The organism is Microbacterium sp. MF43, from assembly GCF_012847295.1.
Lineage (GTDB): Bacteria > Actinomycetota > Actinomycetes > Actinomycetales > Microbacteriaceae > Microbacterium.
The window spans coordinates 407599-432209 of the sequence record NZ_JABBDY010000002.1 but is presented as its reverse complement, the minus strand read 5'-3'; the positions used below and the strand labels follow the sequence as shown (position 1 = coordinate 432209).

At 69.3% G+C, this 24611-nt stretch carries 23 protein-coding genes; 8 read left to right on the top strand and 15 right to left on the bottom strand.

What is annotated here, in order from left to right:
- Positions 1–9: 9 nt before the first annotated feature.
- From HF323_RS06335 to sdhC, 4 genes are read right to left on the bottom strand one after another with little or no spacing between them, the layout of a single operon-like run.
- Positions 10–798 carry a succinate dehydrogenase iron-sulfur subunit gene (locus HF323_RS06335; RefSeq protein ID WP_223169212.1) on the bottom strand — a complete coding sequence of 263 codons (789 nt, stop codon included), beginning with the start codon at positions 796–798 and terminating at the stop codon, positions 10–12.
- Positions 798–2603, bottom strand: coding sequence for a succinate dehydrogenase flavoprotein subunit (gene sdhA, locus HF323_RS06330; RefSeq protein ID WP_169581731.1), 1806 nt, complete (start codon positions 2601–2603; stop codon positions 798–800). Before sdhA ends, HF323_RS06335 begins: the two co-directional genes overlap by 1 nt.
- A 41-nt stretch (positions 2604–2644) precedes the next feature.
- Positions 2645–3097, bottom strand: coding sequence for a succinate dehydrogenase hydrophobic membrane anchor subunit (locus HF323_RS06325; RefSeq protein ID WP_169581730.1), 453 nt, complete (start codon positions 3095–3097; stop codon positions 2645–2647).
- Positions 3097–3534: a succinate dehydrogenase, cytochrome b556 subunit gene (gene sdhC / locus HF323_RS06320; RefSeq protein ID WP_317451011.1), complete on the bottom strand. Its 438-nt coding sequence runs from the start codon at positions 3532–3534 to the stop codon at positions 3097–3099. Before sdhC ends, HF323_RS06325 begins: the two co-directional genes overlap by 1 nt.
- Before the next feature lie 267 nt (positions 3535–3801).
- On the opposite strand from sdhC, the gene HF323_RS06315 reads away from it, so the two are divergent.
- From HF323_RS06315 to HF323_RS06280, 8 genes are all read left to right on the top strand, one after another.
- Positions 3802–4917 (top strand): mannose-1-phosphate guanylyltransferase, encoded by a 1116-nt coding sequence (locus HF323_RS06315; RefSeq protein ID WP_169581728.1) that lies wholly within the window; start codon positions 3802–3804, stop codon positions 4915–4917.
- A 195-nt stretch (positions 4918–5112) separates the two neighbouring features.
- Positions 5113–6240: a BMP family ABC transporter substrate-binding protein gene (locus tag HF323_RS06310; protein WP_169581727.1), complete on the top strand. Its 1128-nt coding sequence runs from the start codon at positions 5113–5115 to the stop codon at positions 6238–6240.
- Positions 6241–6339: 99 nt separating this feature from the next.
- Positions 6340–7860: an ABC transporter ATP-binding protein gene (locus HF323_RS06305; protein ID WP_169581726.1), complete on the top strand. Its 1521-nt coding sequence runs from the start codon at positions 6340–6342 to the stop codon at positions 7858–7860.
- Positions 7857–9224, top strand: a complete 1368-nt coding sequence (locus tag HF323_RS06300; RefSeq protein WP_169581725.1) for an ABC transporter permease — start codon at positions 7857–7859, stop codon at positions 9222–9224. The genes HF323_RS06305 and HF323_RS06300 overlap by 4 nt, the downstream gene beginning before the upstream one ends.
- On the top strand, positions 9221–10507 hold the full coding sequence (locus HF323_RS06295) for an ABC transporter permease (RefSeq protein WP_169581724.1): 1287 nt from the start codon (positions 9221–9223) through the stop codon (positions 10505–10507). The genes HF323_RS06300 and HF323_RS06295 overlap by 4 nt, the downstream gene beginning before the upstream one ends.
- A gap of 113 nt (positions 10508–10620) precedes the next feature.
- A complete protein-coding gene (locus HF323_RS06290) occupies positions 10621–11022 on the top strand; it encodes a cytidine deaminase (protein ID WP_169581723.1) in 402 nt (133 codons plus the stop codon).
- On the top strand, positions 11019–12311 hold the full coding sequence (locus HF323_RS06285) for a thymidine phosphorylase (protein WP_169581722.1): 1293 nt from the start codon (positions 11019–11021) through the stop codon (positions 12309–12311). The genes HF323_RS06290 and HF323_RS06285 overlap by 4 nt, the downstream gene beginning before the upstream one ends.
- A gap of 58 nt (positions 12312–12369) precedes the next feature.
- Entirely contained in the window at positions 12370–13485 is a 1116-nt protein-coding gene (locus tag HF323_RS06280) for an adenosine deaminase (protein ID WP_169581721.1), read from the top strand.
- A gap of 495 nt (positions 13486–13980) precedes the next feature.
- Here the strand turns inward: HF323_RS06280 and HF323_RS06275 are convergent, their stop codons facing one another.
- The 11 genes from HF323_RS06275 to HF323_RS06225 form a co-directional block, all read right to left on the bottom strand.
- Positions 13981–14937: an SDR family oxidoreductase gene (locus HF323_RS06275; RefSeq protein ID WP_169581720.1), complete on the bottom strand. Its 957-nt coding sequence runs from the start codon at positions 14935–14937 to the stop codon at positions 13981–13983.
- A complete protein-coding gene (locus HF323_RS06270) occupies positions 14934–15926 on the bottom strand; it encodes a bile acid:sodium symporter family protein (RefSeq protein ID WP_169581719.1) in 993 nt (330 codons plus the stop codon). The genes HF323_RS06275 and HF323_RS06270 overlap by 4 nt, the downstream gene beginning before the upstream one ends.
- A complete protein-coding gene (locus tag HF323_RS06265; protein WP_169581718.1) occupies positions 15923–17287 on the bottom strand; it encodes an NAD(P)/FAD-dependent oxidoreductase in 1365 nt (454 codons plus the stop codon). Before HF323_RS06265 ends, HF323_RS06270 begins: the two co-directional genes overlap by 4 nt.
- Before the next feature lie 95 nt (positions 17288–17382).
- Positions 17383–18105, bottom strand: coding sequence for a TSUP family transporter (locus tag HF323_RS06260; RefSeq protein ID WP_169581717.1), 723 nt, complete (start codon positions 18103–18105; stop codon positions 17383–17385).
- On the bottom strand, positions 18102–18929 hold the full coding sequence (locus HF323_RS06255) for an alpha/beta hydrolase (RefSeq protein WP_169581716.1): 828 nt from the start codon (positions 18927–18929) through the stop codon (positions 18102–18104). The genes HF323_RS06260 and HF323_RS06255 overlap by 4 nt, the downstream gene beginning before the upstream one ends.
- A gap of 19 nt (positions 18930–18948) precedes the next feature.
- Positions 18949–20103 carry a mannitol-1-phosphate 5-dehydrogenase gene (locus HF323_RS06250; RefSeq protein ID WP_169581715.1) on the bottom strand — a complete coding sequence of 385 codons (1155 nt, stop codon included), beginning with the start codon at positions 20101–20103 and terminating at the stop codon, positions 18949–18951.
- On the bottom strand, positions 20103–20540 hold the full coding sequence (locus HF323_RS06245; protein WP_169581714.1) for a PTS sugar transporter subunit IIA: 438 nt from the start codon (positions 20538–20540) through the stop codon (positions 20103–20105). The genes HF323_RS06250 and HF323_RS06245 overlap by 1 nt, the downstream gene beginning before the upstream one ends.
- 141 nt (positions 20541–20681) lie before the next feature.
- Complete coding sequence (locus HF323_RS06240; RefSeq protein WP_169581713.1) at positions 20682–22259, bottom strand: PTS mannitol transporter subunit IICB; 1578 nt, start codon at positions 22257–22259, stop codon at positions 20682–20684.
- Complete coding sequence (ptsP, locus tag HF323_RS06235) at positions 22256–23926, bottom strand: phosphoenolpyruvate--protein phosphotransferase (RefSeq protein ID WP_169581712.1); 1671 nt, start codon at positions 23924–23926, stop codon at positions 22256–22258. The genes HF323_RS06240 and ptsP overlap by 4 nt, the downstream gene beginning before the upstream one ends.
- 4 nt (positions 23927–23930) lie before the next feature.
- On the bottom strand, positions 23931–24206 hold the full coding sequence (locus tag HF323_RS06230) for an HPr family phosphocarrier protein (RefSeq protein ID WP_169581711.1): 276 nt from the start codon (positions 24204–24206) through the stop codon (positions 23931–23933).
- 18 nt (positions 24207–24224) lie between these two features.
- Positions 24225–24602, bottom strand: a complete 378-nt coding sequence (locus HF323_RS06225; protein WP_169581710.1) for a PTS sugar transporter — start codon at positions 24600–24602, stop codon at positions 24225–24227.
- Positions 24603–24611: the final 9 nt, after the last annotated feature.

The window sequence follows — 24611 nt, the reverse complement described above, 5'->3', positions numbered from 1 at the left end:
CGGGGAAGCTTAGGGGCGCCCGCGCAGCACCGCCTGCTTCACCTCGGCGATCGCCTTCGTCACCTCGATGCCCCGAGGGCACGCCTCGGTGCAGTTGAAGGTCGTGCGGCAGCGCCAGACGCCCTCCTTGTCGTTGAGGATGTCGAGGCGCACGTCGCCCGCGTCGTCGCGCGAGTCGAAGATGAACCGGTGCGCATTGACGATGGCGGCCGGGCCGAAGTACTGGCCGTCCGTCCAGAAGACCGGGCACGAGGAGGTGCACGCGGCGCACAGGATGCACTTCGTGGTGTCGTCGAAGACCTCCCGGTCGACGATCGACTGGATGCGCTCCTTGCCGGGCTCGGGCTTCGAACTCGCGATCAGGAACGGCTGAACCTCGCGGTACGACGCGAAGAACGGCTCCATGTCGACGATGAGGTCCTTCTCGAGCGGCAGTCCCTTTATGGCCTCGACATAGATGGGCTGCGAGATGTCGAGGTCCTTGATGAGGGTCTTGCACGCGAGACGGTTGCGGCCGTTGATGCGCATCGCGTCGGAGCCGCAGATGCCGTGCGCGCACGAGCGGCGGAACGCCAGCGAGCCGTCGACCTCCCACTTGATCTTGTGCAGCGCGTCGAGGACACGGTCGGTGGAGTAGAGCTCCACGTCGTAGTCGACCCAGCGCGGCTCCTCATCGACCTCCGGGTCGAACCGGCGGATGATGAACGTCACCAGGAACGACTGGATGCCGGTGTCGCCGGGCGTCTCCGCCTCGGTGGTCGCCTGTGCGGGCGCATCCGCTGCGACGAGACTGGCCATCAGTACTTCCTCTCCATCGGCTGGTAGCGGGTGATGACGACGGGCTTCCAATCGAGCCGGATGTGGTCCTCGGAGTGCGAGGATCCGGCATCGCCCGACAGGTACGCCATCGTGTGCTGCATGTAGTTCTCGTCGTCGCGCTTGGGGAAGTCGTCGCGCATGTGACCGCCGCGGCTCTCCTGGCGGTTGCGCGCGGTCACCACCACGACCTCGGCGATGTCGAGCAGGAAGCCGAGCTCGACCGCCTCGAGGAGGTCGGTGTTGTATCGCTTGCCCTTGTCGTCGACGTGGATGTTCTTGTAGCGCTCGCGGAGCTCCTCGATCACTTCGAGCACCTCGCCGAGCGACTCCTCGGTGCGGAACACCTGGGCCTTGCGGTCCATCTCGTCCTGCAGCTTCTTGCGCAGCACAGCGATGCGCTCGGTGCCCTGGTTGGCGCGCAGGCCCTCGATCAGCCCGCGCACCTCGGCGGCCGGGTCCTCCGGGAGCGGGACGAAATCGGCGGTCTGCACGTACGCGACCGCGTTGCGGCCGGCGCGCTTTCCGAAGACGTTGATGTCGAGAAGGGAGTTGGTGCCCAGGCGGTTCGAGCCGTGGACCGAGACGCACGCGCACTCGCCGGCGGCGTAGAGGCCGGGCACGACGGTGGTGTTGTCGCTGAGCACCTGGGCGTCGTTGTTGGTCGGGATGCCGCCCATCGCGTAGTGCGCGGTCGGCATCACGGGAACCGGCTCGACGACCGGGTCCACGCCCAGGTAGGTGCGGGCGAACTCGGTGATGTCGGGGAGCTTGGTCTCGAGCACCTCGGCGCCGAGATGGGTGCAGTCCAGCAGCACGTAGTCGCGGTGGGGTCCTGCGCCGCGTCCCTCGGCGACTTCCTGGACCATGCAGCGGCTGACGATGTCGCGCGGCGCCAGGTCCTTGATGGTCGGCGCGTAGCGCTCCATGAACCGCTCGCCCGAGGCGTTGCGCAGGATCGCACCTTCGCCGCGGGCGCCCTCGGTGAGCAGGATGCCGAGCCCGGCCAGGCCGGTCGGATGGAACTGGAAGAACTCCATGTCCTCCAGCGGCAGGCCCTTGCGCCAGATGATGCCGACGCCGTCACCGGTGAGGGTGTGGGCGTTCGAGGTCGTCTTGAAGATCTTGCCGAAGCCGCCGGTGGCGAAGATGACGGCCTTGGAGTGGAAGACGTGCAGGTCGCCGGTGGCCAGCTCGTAGGCGACGACACCCGCGATCTCGGTGCCGCCGTCGGCGTTCTTCACCGTGATCAGGTCGAGCACGTAGAACTCGTTGAAGAAGTTGATGCCCAGCTTGACGCAGTTCTGGAACAGCGTCTGGAGGATCATGTGACCGGTGCGGTCGGCGGCGTAGCACGCGCGACGCACGGGCGTCTTGCCGTGATCGGCCGTGTGGCCGCCGAAGCGCCGCTGGTCGATCTTGCCTTCGGGCGTGCGGTTGAACGGCAGCCCCATGTTCTCGAGGTCGATGACCGCGTCGATCGCTTCCTTCGCGAGGATCTCGGCGGCATCCTGGTCGACCAGGTAGTCGCCGCCCTTCACGGTGTCGAAGGTGTGCCACTCCCACGAGTCCTCTTCGACGTTGGCGAGCGCCGCCGCCATGCCGCCCTGCGCCGCCCCGGTGTGCGAGCGGGTGGGGTAGAGCTTGGAGATGACGGCCGTCTTCGCGCCGGGGCCCGCTTCGATGGCGGCTCGCATGCCGGCGCCGCCGGCGCCCACGATGACGATGTCGAACTGGTGATAGTGGACGCCGTCCTTGACGTAGGAGTCCGCGGTCTGAGTGGTCACGTGTGGAATGCCTCTGTTGTCTCTCGCCTGGTGATGTGCGCTCAGCCCTGGGCGTTGCAGATCTCTTGCAGGACGCTGCCGTCGGTCAGGTTGGGCACGCAGGGGTCGAAGGTGAAGACGACGAGCGTGCCGAGCAGGATCAGGAAGCCGGCGGTCAGCCACAGTGCCCACACGAGCACGGTGCGTGTGCGCTCGTGGGTCACGTAGTCGTTGACGATCGTGCGCATGCCGTTGGCGCCGTGGATGAGGGCGAGCCAGAGCATCAGCACGTCCCACCACTGCCAGAACGGCGACGCCAGCTTGCCGGCGACGAACGCGAAGTCGATGCCGTGGATGCCCTCGCCGAGCATCAGGTTGACGAAGAGGTGCCCGAAGATCAGGACCAGCAGCAGCACGCCCGAGACGCGCATGTAGATCCAGCCCCACTTCTCGAGATTGGGGCCCGTGCGACGGACGGCGGAGCGCGGCGTGCGCGGGTCGGCGATGGCGGTCATCAGTGCTCTCCTCCCCAGCCGTACGCGAAGACGATCGACAGGTGGCGCACCGCGAAGGGAACCATCGTCACGACGAAGAGGGCGATGACGCCCCACCACAGCTGGCGCTGGTGGCGGGTCGCCCACGGCCACAGGTCCACCAGGATGATCCGCAGCCCGTTGTAGGCGTGGTAGACGACGGCGCCCACGAGCACGACCTCGCCGAGACCCATGATCGGGTTCTTGTACGAGCTCATCACGACGTCGTAGGCATCCGGCGCAACGCGGATCAGTGCCGTGTCGAGCACGTGAACCAGCAAGAAGAAGAAGATGCCGACGCCGGTGATGCGATGCAGCACCCACGACCACATTCCCTCGTTCCCGCGGTAAAGGGTGCCGCGAGGGACTCGAGAAGTGGTTTCGGATACCGACGGTGTGACGCGTGCTGGTGCAGACACGGCCGTCCTCCCTGGATCGAACATGGCGGGGCGGAAACGATGCCCCTGAGGTGGCCCGGCTCACAAGGCTCAGGCCATCGGCGTCACGCGGGCGCTGCAACCATCCTATTCCCGCATTTCGGCGGCGGGCGACGAAGGCGAGCCTTAGTGCCCCTCCTTCCGGGGGGATGTTCGCCCCGGTGAAGAACGCGGATTCTTGACGGATGCCCCGGCCGAGGCATCCGCGGTCCTGGGGGTCCCGGGAGCTGGGCCGGATACCCTGTCGACATGCCTGAGCCCATCGAGGACTTCTACGCCGTGATCCCCGCGGGGGGCATCGGGAGCCGTCTGTGGCCGCTCTCGCGTGCGGACGCACCGAAGTTCCTGCACGACCTGACCGGATCGGGGCAGACGCTGCTGCGCGACACCTGGGACCGCCTCGAGCCGCTGGCGGGGCCCGAACGCATCGCGGTCGTGACCGGCCGCGCGCATCGCGCCGCCGTGGAGCGGGAGCTGCCGGGAATCCCCGACAAGAACGTCTTCCTGGAATCGGAGCCCCGCGACTCGACAGCGGCGATCGGACTCGCGGCGGCGATCCTCGCCCGGCGCGAGCCGGACGTCATCATCGGGTCCTTCGCCGCCGATCACGTGATCCGGGTCTCGCACCTCTTCGACTGGGCGGTCCGGCAGGCCGTGGCGACCGCGCGCGCGGGATACATCTGCACGATCGGGATCCAGCCGTCCGAGGCATCCGTCGGCTTCGGCTACATCCGCAAGGGGGCCGAGCTGGTCATCGACGGCGCGCCCGAAGCGGCACTGGTGGAGAGCTTCGTCGAGAAGCCCGACCTCGAGACGGCCAAGACCTACTTCGCCGACCGCTCGTACCTGTGGAACGCCGGCATGTTCATCAGCAGGGCGGACGTGCTGCTGGCCGAGATCGCCGCGAACCAGCCCGTGCTCCACGCCGGTCTGCTGGAGCTGGCGGAGGCGTGGGACGACCGCGACAGGCGGGGTCCCGTCGTCGACCGCGTGTGGCCCACGCTGAACAAGATCGCGATCGACTATGCCGTCGCCGAACCCGCCGCGGCGCGGGGCCGCCTCGCCGTCATCCCCGGTCATTTCGACTGGGACGACGTCGGCGACTTCGCCAGTCTGGCCAAGCTCAACTCCGGCGGCCGGAAGAACGACCTGGCGATCCTGGGCGAGAACGCGCGCGTCCTCTCGGATGCCGCCAGCGGCATCGTGGTGAGCCAGACCTCGCGGGTCATCAGCCTCATCGGCGTGCGGGACATCGTCGTCGTCGATACCGAAGACGCCCTGCTCGTCACGACGAGCGAGCACGCTCAGCGCGTGAAGGGCGTCGTGGACGCGCTCAAGCTCAACGGCCGGGGGGACGTGCTCTGACGTCGGCCGTCGCCGGCCCGGCGTGGTCGGATTCGCGGTCGAGCGTCTCCGAAAGGTGACGGAGGCGTATCGGGACATTGCGTCTTTGTAACCATTCGGCACCGACGGGTCGCCGCGACTGCAACCCGCGCGTCACAGTGGGTAACTTTGTGCAGTCCCCGTGAAGGACGCGGGGCCGTAAAAGTGGAGGCTGAGTTGACCATCTCACGCACCAAGAAGCTCGCCGGTGTTGTCGCCGCTGCGGGCCTTCTCGTCGCCCTCGCGGGCTGCGGCGCCGCTCCCGAGGCCACGCCGACCGATGGCGGCGAGTCCGCCCCCGAGGCTGTCGAGGGCTTCAAGCCCTGCCTCGTGTCGGACGACGGCGGCTTCAACGACAAGTCGTTCAACCAGTCCGCTCTGACGGGTATGGAGATGGCGGCCGACGAGCTCGGCGTCGACTTCATCGAGGTCGAGTCGGCCTCCGCCAACGACTACGCGCCGAACCTCGAGAACCTCGTGGCCGAGGGCTGCACGTTCATCGTCGCCGTGGGCTTCAAGCTCTCCGCCGACACGATCGCCTCGGCGACCGCGAACCCCGACATCGACTACGCGATCATCGACGACTCGGCCGACGCCGACTTCAACGGTGAGAGCGACGCCCCGAACATCAAGCCGCTCCTCTTCGACACGGTGCAGGCGGCCTACCTCGGCGGCTACGCCGCTGCGGCCTGGTCCGACGCGGCCGGCGTGAACAAGGTCGGCACCTTCGGCGGCATCCAGATCCCGCCGGTGACGATCTTCATGGACGGCTTCGTCGACGGCGTCGCCAAGTTCAACGAGGACAAGGGCGCTTCGGTCGAGACCGTCGGCTGGGACGTCGAGGCCCAGGAGGGCTCGTTCACCGGCGGCTTCGCCGCGAACGACACCGCCAAGCAGACCGCGCAGGGCATCCTCGACCAGGGTGTGGACGTCGTCCTCCCCGTCGGTGGCCCGATCTACCAGAGCGCTGCTGCCGCGATCGACGACGCCGGCTCCGAGGCCCTGCTGATCGGCGTCGACTCCGACCTCGCCGTCGTCGACCCGTCGGTCGCCGACCTGGTGCTCTTCTCGATCATGAAGCGCATCGACGTGGCCGTCCACGACGCGACCATGCAGGCTGCGACCGGTGACTTCGACGTCACGCCCTACGTCGGCACGCTCGAGAACGAGGGAGTCGGCCTGTCCGGCTTCGGCGCGTTCGAGGCCGAGCTGCCCGAGGGTCTGACCGACGAGCTCGCCGCCCTGCAGGAGGCGATCATCTCCGGTGAGCTCGAGGTGACCTCGCCCAGCTCGCCCGCGCAGTGACCTCGACGTCGTCGAACCGCTGCTGACCGCGGCCGGGTGGATGCCTCCACCCGGCCGCGGTTCTTCCAGCCCGATGGAGACACTGGATAAGGTGCAGATATGAAGCTCGAGCTCCGTGGCATCACGAAGCGCTTCGGGTCCCTCGTCGCGAACGACCACATCGATCTCGTGGTCCAGCCGGGAGAGATCCACGCCCTGCTGGGCGAGAACGGCGCAGGCAAGTCAACGCTGATGAACGTCCTGTACGGCCTCTACCAGGCCGACGACGGGGAGATCCTCCTCGACGACGTCGTGCAGCATTTCCGCGGCCCGGGCGACGCCATGGCCGCGGGCATCGGCATGGTGCACCAGCACTTCATGCTCATCCCGGTCTTCACCGTCGCCGAGAACGTCATGCTCGGTCACGAGGCCACGAAGGCCCTCGGCGCGCTGGACCTCAACAAGGCGCGGCAGCACGTGCGCGATGTGGCGCAGCGGTTCGGCTTCGAGGTCGACCCGGATGCCGTGGTGGGCGACCTGCCCGTGGGCGTGCAGCAGCGCGTCGAGATCATCAAGGCCCTGTCGCGCGACGCGAAGGTGCTCGTGTTCGACGAGCCCACAGCCGTGCTCACGCCGCAGGAGACCGATGAGCTCATGGCCATCATGCGCCAGCTCCGGGACGAAGGCACCTCCATCGTCTTCATCACCCACAAGCTGCGCGAAGTGCGCGCGGTCGCCGACCGCATCACCGTCATCCGGCTCGGCAAGGTCGTGGGCGAGGCATCCCCGACCGCCACGAACGCCGAGCTCGCGTCGCTCATGGTCGGCCGTGCCGTCGAGCTCACCGTCCACAAGGACGCCCCCAAGATCGGGGAGGGCGCCGGACTCTCGGTGAAGGACCTGCGCGTGGTGACCCCGACGGGCGCCGTCGTGGTGGACGGCGTCAGCTTCGACGTGCGCCCCGGCGAGGTGCTCGCGCTCGCGGGCGTCCAGGGCAACGGGCAGACCGAGCTCGTCGAGGCCATCGTCGGCCTCGCCGACCGTGTATCGGGCTCGATCACGCTCGACGGCGAGGAGCTCGTCGGCAGGAGCGTCCGCAGCATCCTCGACGAAGGCGTCGGGTTCGTGCCGGAGGACCGCACCGAGGACGGCCTCGTCGGCGCCTTCTCGGTGGCCGAGAACCTCATCCTCGACCGCTCCGGCGACGGTGAGTTCGTCCGCCGCGGCACCATTCGTCGCGCCGCGCTCGAGGAGTTCGCCAAGGCCCGCATCGCCGAGTACGACATCCGCACGCAGGGCCCCGACGTGCCGGCCGGCACCCTGTCGGGCGGAAACCAGCAGAAGGTGGTCATCGCGCGTGAGATGAGCCGTGACCTCAAGCTCCTCGTCGCCGCACAGCCGACCCGCGGTGTCGACGTCGGGTCGATCGAGTTCATCCACACGCGCATCGTCGAGACCCGCGATGCCGGCGTGCCGGTGCTCGTCGTCTCGACCGAACTCGACGAGGTTGCGGCGCTGGCCGACCGCGTCGCCGTGATGTACCGGGGCGCGATCGTGGGGATCGTGCCGGGAGACACCCCGCGTGACGTACTGGGGCTGATGATGGCGGGCGAGACGCCGGGGAGCGGGGTGGCCGCGTGAGCGACGACGGCAAGAGCACGACGCCGGGCGCGGCGGAGCCGACCAAGGGCCTCCCGCCTCAGCAGCTTCCCCCCGTGTCGGGGCCCCTCACCGGCACGCCCGAGGTCGCCGCTGCCCCCGCACCGGCGTCCGGAGACGAGGTCCCGCCGGCTCCGCGGCAGAACGTCGTCATCAAGGAGATGCTCCGCAGCAACTGGGTGACGACGATCCTCGCGATCGTCGTGGCGATGGTCGTCGGCGGCATCCTGATGGCGATCACCGATGAGGACGTGCGCGAGGCATCCGTCTACTTCTTCGCGCGTCCGCAGGACACCTTCGTCGCGATCTGGAACTCGGTCTACGGAGGGTACGAGGCGCTGTTCCGCGGAGCGATCTACAACCCGCGCGCGCCCGACTTCCTCACGCAGATCCGACCGCTGACGAACACGCTCGGCTTCGCCGCGCCGCTGATCGCCGCCGGCCTCGGCGTCGCGCTGGCCTTCCGCGTCGGCCTGTTCAACATCGGCGGCCGCGGCCAGATGCTCATCGGCGCCGCCGTCGCCGCGCTGGTGACCTTCAACCTCGACCTGCCGATGTTCATCCACCTCCCGCTCACGCTCGCCGCCGGTATCGCCGGCGGTGCGATCTGGGGTGGCATCGTGGGTGTGCTGAAGGCCCGCACGGGCGCGCACGAGGTCATCCTCACGATCATGCTCAACTACGTCGCGTTCTACCTCGTGGCGTGGATGGTGCGCACCCCCGGTCTTCTCCAGCGGGCCGCCGAAGACCAGCCCATCTCTGATCCGACGCCCCCGAGCGCGCAGTTCCCCGAACTGCTCGGGCCGCGGTTCCCGCTGCTGGACTGGGGATTCGTGATCGTCATCGGCGCGACCGTCTTCGTGTGGTGGCTCGTCGAGCGCTCGAGCCTCGGGTTCCGGCTCCGGGCGGTCGGGGAGAACCCTCACGCTGCTCGTGCCGCGGGCATCTCGGTGCAGCGCATGTACATCTACGCGATGCTCTTCGCGGGTGGACTGGCGGGCCTGGCCGCGATGAACCAGATCCAGGGATCGGTCACCACAGGTTTCGACGGCTACATCGACGCCGGGATCGGATTCGACGCGATCACCGTGGCCCTCCTCGGACGCAGCCGGGCGTGGGGAGTCTTCGCGGCGGGCATCCTCTTCGGCGCGCTGAAGGCGGGTTCGTTCACCATGCAGGCCTCGCAGGGCATCCCGGTCGACATCGTCCTCGTCGTGCAGTCCCTGATCGTGCTGTTCATCGCGGCGCCGCCGCTCATCCGCACGATCTTCTTCCTTCCCAAGACGGAGGCCGAGAAGGCAGCCAAGGCGAGAGCCAAGGCCGCGAAGAAGGCGGTGTCCGCATGACCACGCTCGCCCCCACCACCGCCGCCGACGGCACGATCCAGCTCGCCACCGTGAAGGTGCGTCGCTGGAAGCTCGCTATCAGCCTCGGGGTCGTCTCGGTGCTGCTCTTCCTCCTGTTCCTGCTCGTCCCGCGCGACGGCGTGAGCACCTTCCGCCTGGGAGACCCCTCGTCGTCGTTCGATCTGCCCAACGTCAGCGTGCCCACGGCCCCCACTGTGTGGGGTGTGCTGGTTGTCCTCGTGCTGCTCACGCTGTGGGCGGTGTGGGATGCCTGGTCGTACCGTCGCACCGGCATCTGGCTGCCGATCGTCTACGGCGTTCTCGCGATGTTCGCGTTCCTCACCTGGGCGGCTGCCGGCGGGCTCGTGCCGGTGACCGGTCTGCTCTTCGGTGCCGTGTCGCTGTCGGTCCCGCTGATCTTCGGCGCGCTCGGCGGTGTCATCGGCGAACGCGTCGGCGTGGTCAACGTGGCGATCGAAGGCCAGTTCCTGCTCGGGGCGTTCAGCGCCGCGATGCTGGCGAGCATCACGGGCAACCCGTTCGTCGGTCTGATCGGCGCGATGATCGGAGGCGTCCTGGTGGCATTCGTGCTCGCGGCGTTCTCGATCAAGTACCTCGTCGACCAGGTCATCGTCGGTGTCGTCCTGAATGTGCTCGTGACGGGCCTCACCGGATTCCTCTACGGCGCGCTGCTCGTGCCCAACGAGGCGGTGCTGAACCGGCCGATCCGATTCACCCGCTGGGAGATCCCGCTCCTGGGCGACATCCCGATCATCGGTCCCGTGCTCTTCAACCAGACGTTCATCGTCTACCTGATGTACTTCACTGTCGCCGTCGTGGCGTGGGGTCTCTACCGCACGCGCTGGGGCCTGCGCCTGCGCGCCGTCGGCGAGCACCCTCAGGCCGCCGACACCGTCGGCATCAAGGTGAACACGAGCCGCTTCTGGAACGTGTCGCTCGCGGGCGCGATCGCCGGCATCGGCGGCGCCTACTTCACGCTCGTCTCGGTGGGGCAGTTCACCAAGGAGATGACGGCGGGCCTCGGCTTCATCGCCCTGGCCGCGGTGATCTTCGGCCGCTGGGACCCGATCCGCGCCACCCTCGCCGCGCTGCTGTTCGGCTTCGCCACGAATCTGCAGAACCTGCTCACGGTGCTCAAGACGCCCATCCCGAGTGAGTTCATGCTGATGCTGCCCTACCTGGTCACCATCGTCGCCGTGGCCGGGTTCGCCGGTCAGATCCGCGGCCCCGCCGCGGCGGGCAAGCCCTACATCAAGGGCTGATCCCGGGTGGAGAACGACATGAGCGGATGCCCCGGCACCGGCCGCGTGCGTGACGCGGCTGGGCGTGCCGAGGCATCCGACCCTCCTGATACCGCTGTAGAGAAAGGCCGTCCGTGACCGACATCGACTGGGATGAGCTGCGTGCGGCCGCGACGGACGCGATGCAGCGCGCGTACGCGCCGTACTCGCGCTACAAGGTGGGGGCGGCGGCGCTGGTCACCGACGGGCGCATCGTCACCGGCTGCAACGTCGAGAACGCGTCGTACGGCGTGGGACTCTGCGCCGAGTGCGGGCTGGTGAGCGAGCTGCACATGTCGGGCGGTGGAAGCCTCGTCGCCTTCGTGTGCGTCAACGGGCACGGCGACACGATCATGCCCTGCGGCCGCTGCCGGCAGCTGCTCTACGAATTCGCGATCCCCGGGATGCTCCTGGAGACGGTGTCGGGCATTCGCACGATCGACGAGGTGCTGCCCGACGCGTTCGGTCCGCGCGATCTCGAGGAGGCGGCGCGATGAGCGCGGTGGAACCGCACGACGCGGTCGACGTCATCCGCGCCAAGCGCGACGGCGGAGCCGTCCCCGAGGACGCCCTGCGCTGGATGGTCGACGCGTACACGCGCGGCTATGTCGCCGACTCTCAGATGGCGGCGTTCGCGATGGCGGTGCTGCTCAACGGGATGACGCGTGAGGAGATCCGCGTGATGACCGACGCGATGATCGCCTCGGGGGAGCGGATGAGCTTCGCAGGGCTCGGCAAGCCCACGGTCGACAAGCACTCGACGGGTGGCGTCGGAGACAAGATCACGCTGCCGCTCGCACCCCTGGTCGCCTCGTTCGGCGTTGCGGTGCCGCAGCTCTCCGGCCGCGGGCTGGGGCACACGGGCGGCACGCTCGACAAGCTCGAGTCGATCCCGGGCTGGCGGGCGGCGCTGTCGAACGACGAGATGTTCGCACAGCTGCGCGAGGTGGGGGCGGTCATCTGCGCCGCCGGTTCCGGACTGGCTCCCGCCGACAAGAAGCTCTACGCGCTGCGCGACGTCACCGGCACGGTCGAGGCGATTCCGCTGATCGCCTCGAGCATCATGTCCAAGAAGATCGCCGAGGGCACCGACTCGCTCGTGCTCGATGTGAAGTTCGGGTCCGGCGCCTTCATGCGCGACGTCGACCGCGCGCGAGAGCTCGCTCGCACGATGGTCGCGCTGGGAACCGACTCCGGCGTCGCGACGACCGCGCTCCTCACCGACATGAACACCCCCCTCGGACTGGCGATCGGCAATGCCAACGAGGTGCGGGAGTCGGTCGAGGTGCTCGCCGGCGGCGGCCCCGCCGACGTCGTCGAGCTGACCCTCGCCCTCGCGCGCGAGATGCTCGCGCTGGCCGGGCAGCCCGACGCCGACGTGGAGGCCGCCCTCGCCGATGGGCGTGCGATGGACGCGTGGCGGGAGATGATCCGCGCACAGGACGGGGATCCGGATGCCCCGCTCCCCACTCCCCGCGAGACGCACACGGTGACCGCGCCGACCTCGGGCTTCGTGTCGCGCATCGAGGCGCTGCCTTTCGGCATCGCAGCGTGGCGTCTCGGCGCCGGCCGCGCGCGCGCCGAGGATCCGGTGCTGCACGCCGCGGGCATCGACCTGCACGCCAAGCCGGGCGACCGCGTCGAGGCCGGACAGCCGCTGTTCACCCTTCTGGGCGAGGACGACTCCCGATTCGACCGGGCCCTCGAGGCGCTCGACGGCGCGTGGGAGATCGGGACGGATGCCCCGGCCTCGACCCCGCTCGTCCTGGAGCGCATCACGGCCTAGGCTCAGGCATCCGTCCCGTCCCGCCCTCCCCACGACAGAATCCTTCGAGGAGAACCACATGCCCATCGATCAGCACGGCGACGCCCTTCTCGACGGAGTCTCGATCCGGAGCCTGCCGAAGGTGTCGCTGCACGATCACCTCGACGGAGGCGTGCGACCGGCGACGATCATCGAGCTCGCGGACGCCATCGGGCTCGACGTGCCCGAGAGCGACGCCGACGACCTCGCGGACTGGTTCGCCGAGAAGAGCGACTCCGGTTCGCTCGTGGAGTACCTCAAGACCTTCGACCTGACGACCGCGGTCATGCAGACCCGTGAGGGGCTCACGCGCGTCGCCCGGGAGTTCGTCGAGGACCTCGCGGCCGACGGAGTGATCTACGGCGAGGTGCGCTGGGCTCCCGAGCAGCACCTCGCGCGCGGACTGTCGCTCGACGAGGTTGTGGAGGCGGTGCAGGCGGGCATCGAAGAAGGCGAGGACGCCGCCGAGCGCGCCGGTCGCGACATCCGGGTCGGTCAGCTCATCACGGCCATGCGGCACACCGACCGCTCACTCGAGATCGCGCGGCTCGCGGTCGACTGGCGCGGGCGCGGAGCGGTCGGTTTCGACATCGCCGGCCCCGAGGACGGCTTCCCGCCGTCGAACCACCGCGAGGCGTTCGACTATCTCGCGTCGGAGTTCTTCCCCGCGACGGTCCACGCCGGCGAAGCGGCAGGGCTGGACTCGATCCGCTCGGCGCTGATCGACGGCCGCGCCCTGCGTCTCGGCCACGGCGTTCGCATCGCCGAAGACCTCGAAGTCGTGTCGCGGGCGGGCGAGGAAGTGCTCGTGCAGTTCGGCGACCTCGCGCGGTGGGTGCGCGACCGCGAGATCCCGCTCGAGCTGTCGCCGTCGTCCAACCTGCAGACCGGCGCGATCGAGGCCTGGGGCACGACGCTCGAGGATCACCCGTTCGACCTGCTGTACCAGCTCGGCTTCGCGGTGACGGTGAACGTCGACAACCGCACGATGAGCCGCACCTCGCTCACACGCGAGCTGGCGCTCCTCGCCGAGACGTTCGACTACGGTCTCGACGACCTCGAGTCGTTCCAGCTCAATGCTGCGGCGGGCGCCTTCCTCGCGGTGGAGGAGCGCGAGGAGCTGATCGAGCTCATCGCGGAGGGCTTCGACGCCTGACCCCGACGCTCGATATGCGGCGCCCGACCCTCGACGCTCGATATGCGGCGCCCGACCCTCGACGCTCGATGTACGGCGCCCGACCCTCGACGCTCGATGTACGGCGCTGCCGGCATACCTCTCAGGGGCGTGCCGGGATGATCATGTCCCTCTCTTGATCGCCTGGGCCGGGGAAGTCGTGTCGCGTGCGGGGTCGTGTCCCATTCTTTGCCGCCTGGGCCGGGGCCCGGGGTGTCGCGTGCGGGGTCATGTCCCATTCTTTGCCGCCTGGGCCGGGGCCAGGCGGTCAACTTCGGGACATCTGCCGCAAACTTCGGGACACGCACGCCAGCGACGCACGGCGGCGACGCACGCCAGCGACGCACGGCGGCGACGCACGCCAGCGACGCACGTCAGCGACGCACGGCGGCGACGCACGGCGGCGACGCACGGCAGCGACGCACGCAGGGCGGATGACCCGGCGCGCGCATGCAGCGGAGCGGCGGATGCCCCGGCTCAGCGCCGCGCGACGCCGGGGTGCGTCTCGAGGTACGCCTCGAAGGCCTGCGCCGAGGTCTTGGAAGGAGTGAACCCGAAGTCGCGCGTGAGGGCGTCGTTGGCGAGCACCGGGCGGTAGCGGAGGAAGCCGACCTGCTCGGGGCCGTGGACGGTGAGCCGCAGCATCCGTCCCATCCGGACCGCGAAGGCGAGCAGTCCCGCCGGGACGACCATCACCGGCTTGCCCAGCCGATCGGCGATCTCGTAGACGGTGAGGCGGCCATCGCCGGCCACGTTGTAGATGCCGGGCGGGCCGTCGGTGGCCGCGCGCGCCATCGCCTCGGCGACATCGTCGACCCACACGAACACGAACGGCGAATCCGACCCGCGGATGGCGAGGATGCGCCGGGCGTCCCACAGTGCGGTGATCTGGTTGTGCACCGTCGGCCCGAGGATCGTGCCGATGCGGAACACGACCTGTTCGAGCTCGGGGTGCGTGCGGCGCTCGTCGGCGAGCATCTCCTCGACGAGGCGCTTGTGCCGCGAGTAGGGGAACTCGTCGTTGCCGCGCACCGCATCCGTCTCGCGAAGCCACTCCGGGTTATCGGCGTGGTAACCGTACGCCGCGCCCGACGACGACACCACGATGCGGCGCACGCCGGCGGCGAGGCAGGCGTCCAGCACGTTTCGCGACCCCTCGACGTCGACACGGTACTCGAGCTCATGGTCGCGGCCGGGATTCACGATCGCGGCGAGGTGCACGACCACGTCGATCGCGTGCCGCTCCAGCAGCGGGACCAGGCCCGCCGGCCGGGTGACGTCGCACTCGTCGTAGACGACGCCTTCGATCGGATGCTCCGGCGGCCGCACATCGCCGGCGACGACGAGATCGACGTCGGGCCGGGCGACGAGCGCCGCAACGACGTGCGAGCCCAGGAACCCGGCGCCGCCCGTGACGAGCACGCGGGCGCTCACAGCGTCGTGTCCTCGGCGGCGGCGGGCGAGGCATCCGTCCCGTCCTGCGCGTGGCTCGCGTGGCGCGAGGCGTCCCGCTTGGGCGATCCGGTGCGACGTCTGGTGTGGCGCGCCCACAGCGCGGCCACGATGAGCCCGGCGATGATGTCCCAGATGCCCCACCAGCCCGCGACGATCGCCATGCCGCCCAGTCCGCCGAAGAAGGCGAACACGAGCCCGAGGCCGAGACCGGCGTTGCGGATGCCGACCTCGAAGGTCATCGACTTGCGCTCGCGGGTGCCGAGGCCGCCGACCACGGCGGTGCTGTATCCGATGGCGAGAGCGACGGCGTCGTGGATCGTCACGACGAGGACGATGATGCCGAGGAAGGCGACGAAGTACGCCCAGTTGCCGATCAGCGCCGCGACGATGAAGCCCACGAGGGCGAGGAGCGAGAACCACTTCACGAACGGCTGCACGCGACCGGCGAAGCGGGGGAACCGGTTGCGCAGGAAGAGGCCGGCGGCGAACGGCAGTCCGATGATGAGGAAGATGTCGAGCAGCATCTGGCCGGCGTCGAGCTCTACCGCCTCGAGCAGCGTCGACGCTGTCGGGTGGAGCGAACCCCAGAACGCCACGCTGAGCGGCAGCGCGAAGATGTAGATGACGTTGGACACGGCGGTCATCGACACCGAGAGGGCGACGTTCCCGCCTGATCGGTGCGTGAGGACCTGCGAGATGTTCCCCGGCGGGCAGCAGGCGACGAGGATCATCCCGAGTGCCATCGACGGCGTCACGGGCAGGATCAGCGTGAGCCCGAACGTGACCGCCGGCAGAACCAGGAGCTGGGCGAGGATGGCGATGACGAACGGCTTGGGCTTGCGCGCCACCACCTTGAAGTCGTCGACCGTCGTGTCGAGGGCGATCCCGAACATGATGAGCCCGAGCACGACGTTGAGGATCACCAGTGTGCCGGGGTTGAAGTTCAGGACGATGTCGTCGGGATTCATGCGGACACCTTCTTCATCGAGGGCAGGCGGCGACGGATGCCTCGTTCAGCCGTGACATCGGGGGCGTCCGTGCGCAGGCCCGCCGACGCGTGACGGACCGCGCGGCGATACGCGTCCTTGTTGACGTAGTACGACATGCGCTCCAGCCCGAGGTAGCGATAGCCGCCGGTCAGGTCGGGCCACGGCTCCTCGGCCGCGCGACGGCGGAAGGCCGCAGCGCGCTCGGGGTGGTGTGCGAGCGCCGAGAGGTACTCCGCGATGAGCTCGGCCTGCTCGTACCGGCCCTGCCATCCGATTCCGGATGCCTCGATCATTCCCATCACGTAGAGCCCGTTGAAGGACGGCGGGAAGATGTTCAGGAAGAGCTTCGGCGACCAGCCGGTCCAGTTGAGGGCCTCTCGCGCGACGAACGGGTAGTCGAGCGTGTAGCCGGTGGCCAGCAGCACCATGTCGTACTCGCCGCTCGACCCGTCGCGGAAGTGGACGGTGCGGTCGTCGAACCGGTCGACGTCGGCGCGGATCGCGAGATCGCCCTGCCCGAGGTGATTGAGGATCAGGGTGTTCACGATCGGGTGCGACTCGTACAGCTTGTAGTCGGGCTTGGGGAAGCCGAACCGCACCGGGTCGCCGGTGAACGCCTGCAGCACCCGCCTGTCGACGAACTGCTTGATGCGCGCCGGGAGCGGACGACCCTGGTTGAGCGTGTCGCTGGGGCGTCCGAAGAGATATCGAGGCACGAAGTAGTAGCCGCGGCGCACGCTCATGTCGACGGATGCCGCGTGGTGAACTGCATCGACGGCGATATCGCAGCCCGAATTGCCGGCGCCGATGATGAGGACGCGCTTGCCGGTGAGCTGCGTCGCACTCTTGTAGGCGCTCGTGTGGAGCAGCTCTCCGGTGAACGCGCCGCGGAACGAGGGCACGTTCGGCTCGGCGAGCGTGCCGTTCGCGAGGACGACGCCGGCGTAGTGCTCTTCGATCTCGCCCTCGGGGGACTCGGCGCGCAGCAGCCATGAGCCGTCGTCCTGACGCGTGAGCGCCGTCACCTTGGTGTCGAAGCGGTACCGCTCGGTGAGCCTGAACCGTTCGGCGAAGTCGCGGAAGTACCGGATCAGTGTGCGATGGCTCGGGTAGTCGGCTGCGGTGTCCATCGGGAACTCGGCGAACTCGGTCGTCGTGCGGGACGAGATCAGGTGCGCCGACTCGTACATCGTGGAGCGCGGATTCTCGATGTCCCACAGCCCGCCGACGCCCCGGGAAGCCTCGTACCCGTCGAAGGCGATGCCGGCCTTCTGCAGCGCGCGTGCCGCCGACAGTCCGGACGGACCCGCGCCGATGATGGCGTAGCGAAGCTCGCTCATTCGTCTCCCACGTCTTCGTAGCGGCGTGACGACGCCGACCCCAGCGAAGAAACCCTAGACGTTACGGGTCGCTAACCGAAATTCGCACGAGCGCGTCAGGACAAGAGTGCCAGGATGCCCCGGAGGAGCACCACGGTCGCGCCTGCCCACGCAATGGCGAGCATCGCGGTGCGCGCGACCCGCGGGGGAACGTGGCGCGAGAGGAGGGTGCCGATCGCGATGCCGGCGACCGTCGCACCGACGAGGACGCCGACATCTGCGACAGGCGACGCCGGGAGGCCGCGCAACGCGACCGAGACCACACTGAACGTCGCGAAGATCACCTGCACGCTCGCGGCGAAGCGCCGCTGCGGCCAGGAGTCGCCGACGGCGTAGGCGGCCAGCGGCGGGCCCGAGAGCCCGCTCGCCACGTGCATGAATCCGGCCGCCGAGCCCGCCACCACCGCACCGGGGCGGCCGCGAAGCGACGCCGACAGCGCCGGGATCCACCCGGCGACCAGCGCGAAGTAGGCCATGGCGGCGATCAGCAGCAGCAGCGCGGGCTCGGGGAGCAGGGTGACGAGAAGCGCACCGAACGGGGCGGCGACGAGTCCGGGCCAGATCAACCACCACGTGCGAGCCCGATCGATGTGGCGCCACACCAGCGGAATCGCCGACAGCGAGGCGACGAGCGCCAGCAGGATGCCGAGCGTGACGCCCTCGACCGGGCCGTACAGCAGCACGATCGGGCCGACCAGCACGAGCACGAAGCCCAGGCCCGTGATGCGCTGGATCACGGCGGCGACGAAAGCGGCGATCGCGGCGAAGAGAACGATCACGATCCCGCGAGGCCGGCGACGAAGGGGAGGAGGAGTGCGCTGAGCGCCTCGTCCATCTCGTCGTCGTCGATCGTCGGGGTGCCGTCGCCTGCCTGCGGTCCGTAATCGCCGAAGGAGGCGTGACTCGCGCCGTCGATCACTTCGAGTCGCGCGTCGGCCGGCAGCAGCGGGCGAGCGTCGGCGATCTTGTCGGGCGTCGAGAGCCCGTCTTCGCTGCCGGCGATGCTCAGAACAGCCAGACCCGAATCCGAGAGGTCGTTCGCGCAGTAGGACGCGAAGAGCACGAGAGCGTCGGCGTCCGGTGCCAGCTGGCAGGCGCGGACGCCTCCGAGCGAGTGGCCGCCGACGGCCCACGCGTCCACGCCGGGGACCAGGTCGGTGAAGGCCGAGAGCGGTCGCGGATCGAAGAAGGCGAGATTGAGCCACGGCTTGGTGATCACGACTGCGGCGTCGGCCTCGGTGACGAGCGCGGCCAGGTTGTTGGCGTACGCCCACGGATCGACTTTGGCGCCCGGGATGAACACCAGGCCGGCTTCCGGCTCGGCGTCCGCGGGCGTGAGGACGATCGCTCCGGCCGTGTCGGTGATCGTGATCGCCGGGTCACCCGTGACCTCCGCGAGCGGCTCCGGCTCGGCCGACATCACCCCGACCTGGCTCCAGACGAGGATGCCGACGATCCCGATCAGCACGACGGCCCCGATCGAACCGAGGACCCACCACAGCGCGCGTCGACGTCGCCTCCGTGTCGACCCGGCTGCGGCCGAGGCCGCCGGGTCGGGGGAATCGGGCGAGTCGGGGGAGTCGGGCGACGAAGGCGAGGTCACCCCACGAGCGTAATCGCGCTCAGAGCCCGATCTCAGCCTGCTGGTCCTCGACGATCTGCACGAACCGAGCGTAGAGCGGATGCCCCGGCTCGAGTCCCGTCACCGCCGCGGTGAAGGACGCGGCATCCTGTTCGCGCAGCATCCGCTGCATGTCCACCGACTGCGGGTCCTCGCTGTCGTCGAACGCGAGCGCCGCCCGCATGGCCGCGACGAGGGCGTCCACCTTCAGGCCGTGCTCGGCGGCTTCGGCGGCGGGGCCGACGAAGCGCTCGTGGCGGGAGAGCTTGCGCAGCGGCTGCCGGCCGACGCGCCAGACGGTGTCGGGCAGGGCTGCGTTGCGGAAGCGAGCCAGGATCGTCGCCCGGTACGCGGCGAGCTCTGCGGCGTCGAGCCCGTGCTTGGCCTCGAGCAGCGCGGACGTCTCCTCGAGGGTCGCCGAGACGTTCGCCGCGATCGTGGGATCGGCGAGGGCGTCGGCGATCGTGTCGATGCCCGCGCGGGCGCCGTAGTACGCGGTCGTCGCGTGGCCCGTGTTCACGGTGAACAGCTTCCGCTCGATGTACGGCGCGAGGTCGTCGACGAAGTGGGCGCCCGGAATGTGCGGCGGTTCCTCGCCGAACGGCGGGCGCTCGATGGCCCACTCGAAGAAGGGTTCGACGGTGACGTCGACGCCGGACCCCTCCGGCTGAGCGGGCACGATGCGGTCCACCGCGGTGTTCGCGAACACCGCGTATGCGCTGACCGCCTCCCATCCGTCTCCGGCCACCGCGACCATCTCCTCGCGCAGCAGGTCGGTGGCGTTGATGGCGTTCTCGCAGGCCATGATCTGCAACGGCGGCGCGGAGGGGTCTCGGTGCCCGAGCCCGGCCACGATGTGCGGCGCCACGAACTTCAGGATCGTGGGGCCGACCGCCGTCGTGACGACGTTCGCCGTCGCTATCTCATCCACGACCTGCTGCGGATTCTCGGCGCTGTTGATGGCGCGGAAGCCGGTCACGACGGTGTCGCGCCCGCCCTCGCCGACCTCGTGCACGGTGTAGCTCTCCACCGCGTTGATCGCATCGACGAGGGGTGCGGCGACATCCGAGAACACCAGCTCGTACCCGCCCTCGTGGAGCAGCAGCCCCACGAAGCCGCGTCCGATGTTGCCGGCGCCGAAGTGGACGGCCTTCATCAGACGCCCGCCGCCGAAATCAGCTGGAACAGCTCCTCAGGCGACTGGGCCTGCTTCAGGCGCTCGACCTCGTCCTCATCCGAGAAGACGAGGGCGATCTGAGACAGGATCTCGAGGTGCTCGTCGCCCTTGCCGGCGATGCCGATGACGAATGTCACGGGCTCGCCGCCCCAGTCGACGCCGCCGTCGTAGCGCACGACCGACAGCGCGGATGCCAGGATGGCCGCCTTGGTCTCGTTCGTTCCGTGCGGGATGGCGAGCTCGTTGCCCATATAGGTGGAGACCGTCTGCTCGCGCTGCTGCATGGCGTCGAAGTAGGCGCTGGTCACGGCGCCCGCCGCCTCGAGGATGTCGGCGGCCTCCTTCATCGCCTCCTCGCGCGTCGCGCTCCCGCTGTGGATCCGGACCTGACCGATGCTCAGGACGTCACGTGCCATTTCGATTGCCTTTCCCGGTTGTCGGATGCCGCGGCTGCGGCGATCGCGCTGTGGCGGCCTTCGTGAGAAGGCCACGGGGTCGGGGGCCTCTCGCCGCCCGACCCCGCAGCTGCTCAGTGCTGGCTCGGCTTGCGCCGCGCCCTAGACCCCATCCTGGTGCTGGTCGCGGACCAGTTCCACAACCTCGTCGTACTTCGGCGAGTTCATGAAGTTGTCCACCGAGACGTGCACCGCGTCTGGCGTGCGCTGGCGCGCCCGGTCGGTGAGCTGGTTCTGCGTGATGACCAGGTCGGCCGAGGCATCCAGGCTCGCGATCGCCTTGTTGACGACCGTGACGTCCTCGATGCCCGCCTTCTTGATCTTGTTGCGCAGCACGCTCGCGCCCATCGCCGACGAACCCATGCCCGCGTCGCACGCGAACACGATGTTCTTGATCTGGCGCTCGGTCATCGTGGCCGGGTCGATTCCGCCGCCGACTGCCGTTGCCGCGCCGCCACGGAGACCGCTGAGCGCGTCCGACGACTTGCCCTTGGCCGCCTCGGTCTGCGTGATCGCGGCGCCGAACGCGTCATCGGTCGCTGCCATCGCGGCCAGGTCACGCTTGCGCGACGCTCGCAGGATCACCCACGAGAGGACCATCGTCACGGCCGCGGAGAGCACCACCGACAGCCACACCACCAGCAGGTTCGGCACTCCGCCGGCTGCAGGGCTGATCGCCTGCCCCGTCACCGCGATGATGCTTCCCGGAGCGGCAGGTCCGGCCAGCGAGCCGCCGAACAGCATGTTCGTGGTGACACCCGTCGCGCCGCCCGCGATGAGGGCGAGGATCAGCATCGGCTTCATGAGGGCGTACGGGAAGTACACCTCGTGGATGCCGCCGACGAACTGGATGAGAGCCGCGCCGGGAGCCGATGCCCGTGCGGCGCCGATCCCGAAGAACGTGAACGCGAGCAGCAGCCCGACACCGGGGCCGGGGTTGGCTTCGAGAAGGAACAGGATCGACGAGCCTTCGTCCGCGGCCTGCTGCAGACCGAGCGGCGTCAGGACACCGTGGTTGATCGCGTTGTTGAGGAAGAACACCTTCGCCGGCTCGATGATGACGCTCGTCAGCGGCAGAAGGTTCATCTCGACGAGCCAGTTCACGGCATTCCCGAGCACCTGCATGATGCCGTTGACCAGCCAGGCGATCGGGTAGAAGCCGACGATCGCCAGCACGAAGCCCCAGATGCCGGCCGAGAACATGTTCACGAGCATCTCGAAACCGGCCCTGATCTTGCCTTCCCACAGGCTGTCGAGCCACTTCATCGTGTAGGCCGCGAGCGGCGCCATGATCATCGCACCGATGAACATGTGCACGTAACCGAGAGGGTCGGAGCCTTCCGGCAGCGTCGCATTGAACTTGTCGACGAGAACGTCCGAACCGACGATGGCACCCATCGTCCCGATCGTCGCGACGACCCCGCCGCGAATCCCGTAGACGATGCTCCCGCCCGTATAGGCGATGAGGAGCGGCAGCGCGTAGTGGATGAACGGGAAGACGATCGTCACCAGGTCGGCGTTCGGTGTGAAGCCCTTCGGGATGAAGAACATCGTGATGATGCCCCACGCGATGAGCGCGGGGATGTTCGGCATGATCATGCCGGACAGGAACGTGCCGAAGCGCTGGACTCCGACTCGCGCCCTGCTGGTGCCCGATGCGGGCACTGACGCCGTTGTCATTGGTGTGTCTCCTTCTGGTGTGCCGCGGCCTGCGCCGCGGTTCGGGCGGATGCCGCGTCGTTCGCGGCGAGGGCAGCCTGAGCGATCTCTCGCGCGTCGTCGAGGCTGTGCTGGAGAAGGGCGGCCCTCACATCGGCGAGTGCCGTGGGAGCCATCGAGAGACTCGTGGCGCCGAGGCCCACGAGCACGACCGCGAGGAGCGGGTCGGCCGCCGCCTCACCGCAGATGCCCACGGGCTTGCGGTGGGTGCGGCCGGCGTCGCCGACCTCGCGGATCAGTCGCAGCACCGCGGGGTGCCACGGATCCTGGAACGCCGCCACCGAGCCGAGCAGGCGGTCGGCGGCCATCGTGTACTGCGTCAGGTCGTTCGTGCCGATCGACGCGAAGTCGGCCGATCCGAGAATCCGGTCGGCGAGGAGCGCGGACGAGGGCACCTCGACCATGACGCCGGCGGTCTTGATGCCGTAGTCGCGCGCCATGTCGGTGAAGTACGCCGCCTCTTCGACCGTCGCCACCATCGGGGCCATGACCCACAGGTCGGCGTCGGTCGCGGCATCCGCCTCTGCCAGCGCTGTGAGCTGCTCACGCAGGATGTCCTCGCTCGCCCGGAGCGCACGGATGCCGCGCAAGCCGAGCGCGGGGTTCTCCTCGTGCGCGTCGTTGAGGAACGCCAGCGGCTTGTCGGCGCCGGCATCGAGCACGCGCGCCACGACCTTCTTGCCCGGGAACGCCGCCAGCAGCTTCGTGTACGCCTCGCGCTGCTGCTCCACCGTCGGCGCCTGGGCGGAGCTGAGGAACAGGAACTCGGTGCGGAACAGACCCACGCCTTCGGCTCCGAGTGCGACGGCGTCGGCGGCGCCGTCGGGGTTGCCCAGGTTCGCCAGCAGCGGGATGGGCGTGCCGTCGGCCAGGGCGCCGTCGGTGATCGGCGCGGACGCGGCGGCGGCGCGATCGGCGGCGCGGTTGCGGGCGCGTTCGAGCTCGTCGGCGGTCGGGTCGGTGATCACCACGCCGGCCGCGGCATCCACGATCACCGTCTCGCCCTCGCGGAGCCCCTTGGCGTCCACGGCGCCGACGACGGCGACGATCGACTTCTCCCGCGCGAGGATCGCCGTGTGCGACGTCGGCCCTCCCTCGGTCGTGACGAGCGCGAGCACCTTGTCGAGGTCGAGCAGAGCGGTGTCGGCCGGCGCGAGATCCTTGGCGACGAGCACGAACGGATGCCCCGGATCGGGCACCCCCGGCGCCGGCACACCTCGCAGCCGCGCGATCACGCGCTGCGCCACATCGTCGAGGTCGGCCGCGCGCTCACCGAGGTACCCGCCGAGCGCGGTCAGCTGATCGCGGAACGAGGCGAACGCGTCGAACACGGCGAACTCGCCGGTCTTGCCCTCGCCGATGCGGGCGTTCACCTCGTCGGCCAGGCTCGGATCCTCGGCCATCATCGCCTGGGCCTCGAGCACGTCCTGCGCCGCGCCGCCGGCCTGCGCGCCGCGCTCCTCCAGCTCGCGCGCGACCGCCGCGACGGCGTCCGCGACCCGCGCCTTCTCCTCGTCGGCGCTCACAGTGCTCGGCGCATCGCTCGGCGCCGGCAGCGGCTCCGACATGCGTGCCACCGGTCCCTGCGCGACCCCGAGGCCGATTCCCACTCCACGTAGCTCGGTCATCGGCTCACTCCGCGTCGTGATCGGTGGTCAGCAGCTCGGCGAGCGTGTCGAGCGCCGCCTCCGCGTTGTCGCCGTCGGCGGTGAGGGTGACGTAGTCGCCCTGCTCCACACCCAGCGCGATGACCCCGAGGATGCTCGCCGCGTTCACCGGCGCGCCCGAGTCCTTCGCGACGGTGATCGGGATGCCGGCGTCCTTGGCCGCCTGCGCGAACAGCTTCGCGGGCCGCGCGTGCAGCCCGTGGGAGGAGCCGATCCGGACGGTGCGGGAGATGGGTGGCATGGCATGACCTCTCTGTCGTCAGTCGTTTCGCGGGATCGAGTCGGCGGGGGTGTCGGCGGGGGTGGCGCTTGCGGTCGGAGCCGGCCCCCCGGAGGCTCCGACCGCGTCTCGGACGAGGGCGAGCGTCCGTGTGCCGTCCGTGTCCGCGAAGACGTCGGGCGGCAGCAGCACCACCGTCGTGCCTCGCGCGGCCGCATCCCGCTCGATCCGCTCGAGAGCGTGAGCGAGGTGAGGTCCCACGAGGACGACGTCGGCGGCATCGAGATCGATCGGGAGCGACTGCTCGGTGCCAGCGAAGGCGGTGTAGGCGAGACCCTGACCGTGTGCCGCGTGGCGCACGCGCTGCGCGACGAAGGTGCTCGACGCACCCGCTCCGCAGACAACCAGGATCCTCATCGACCCGCC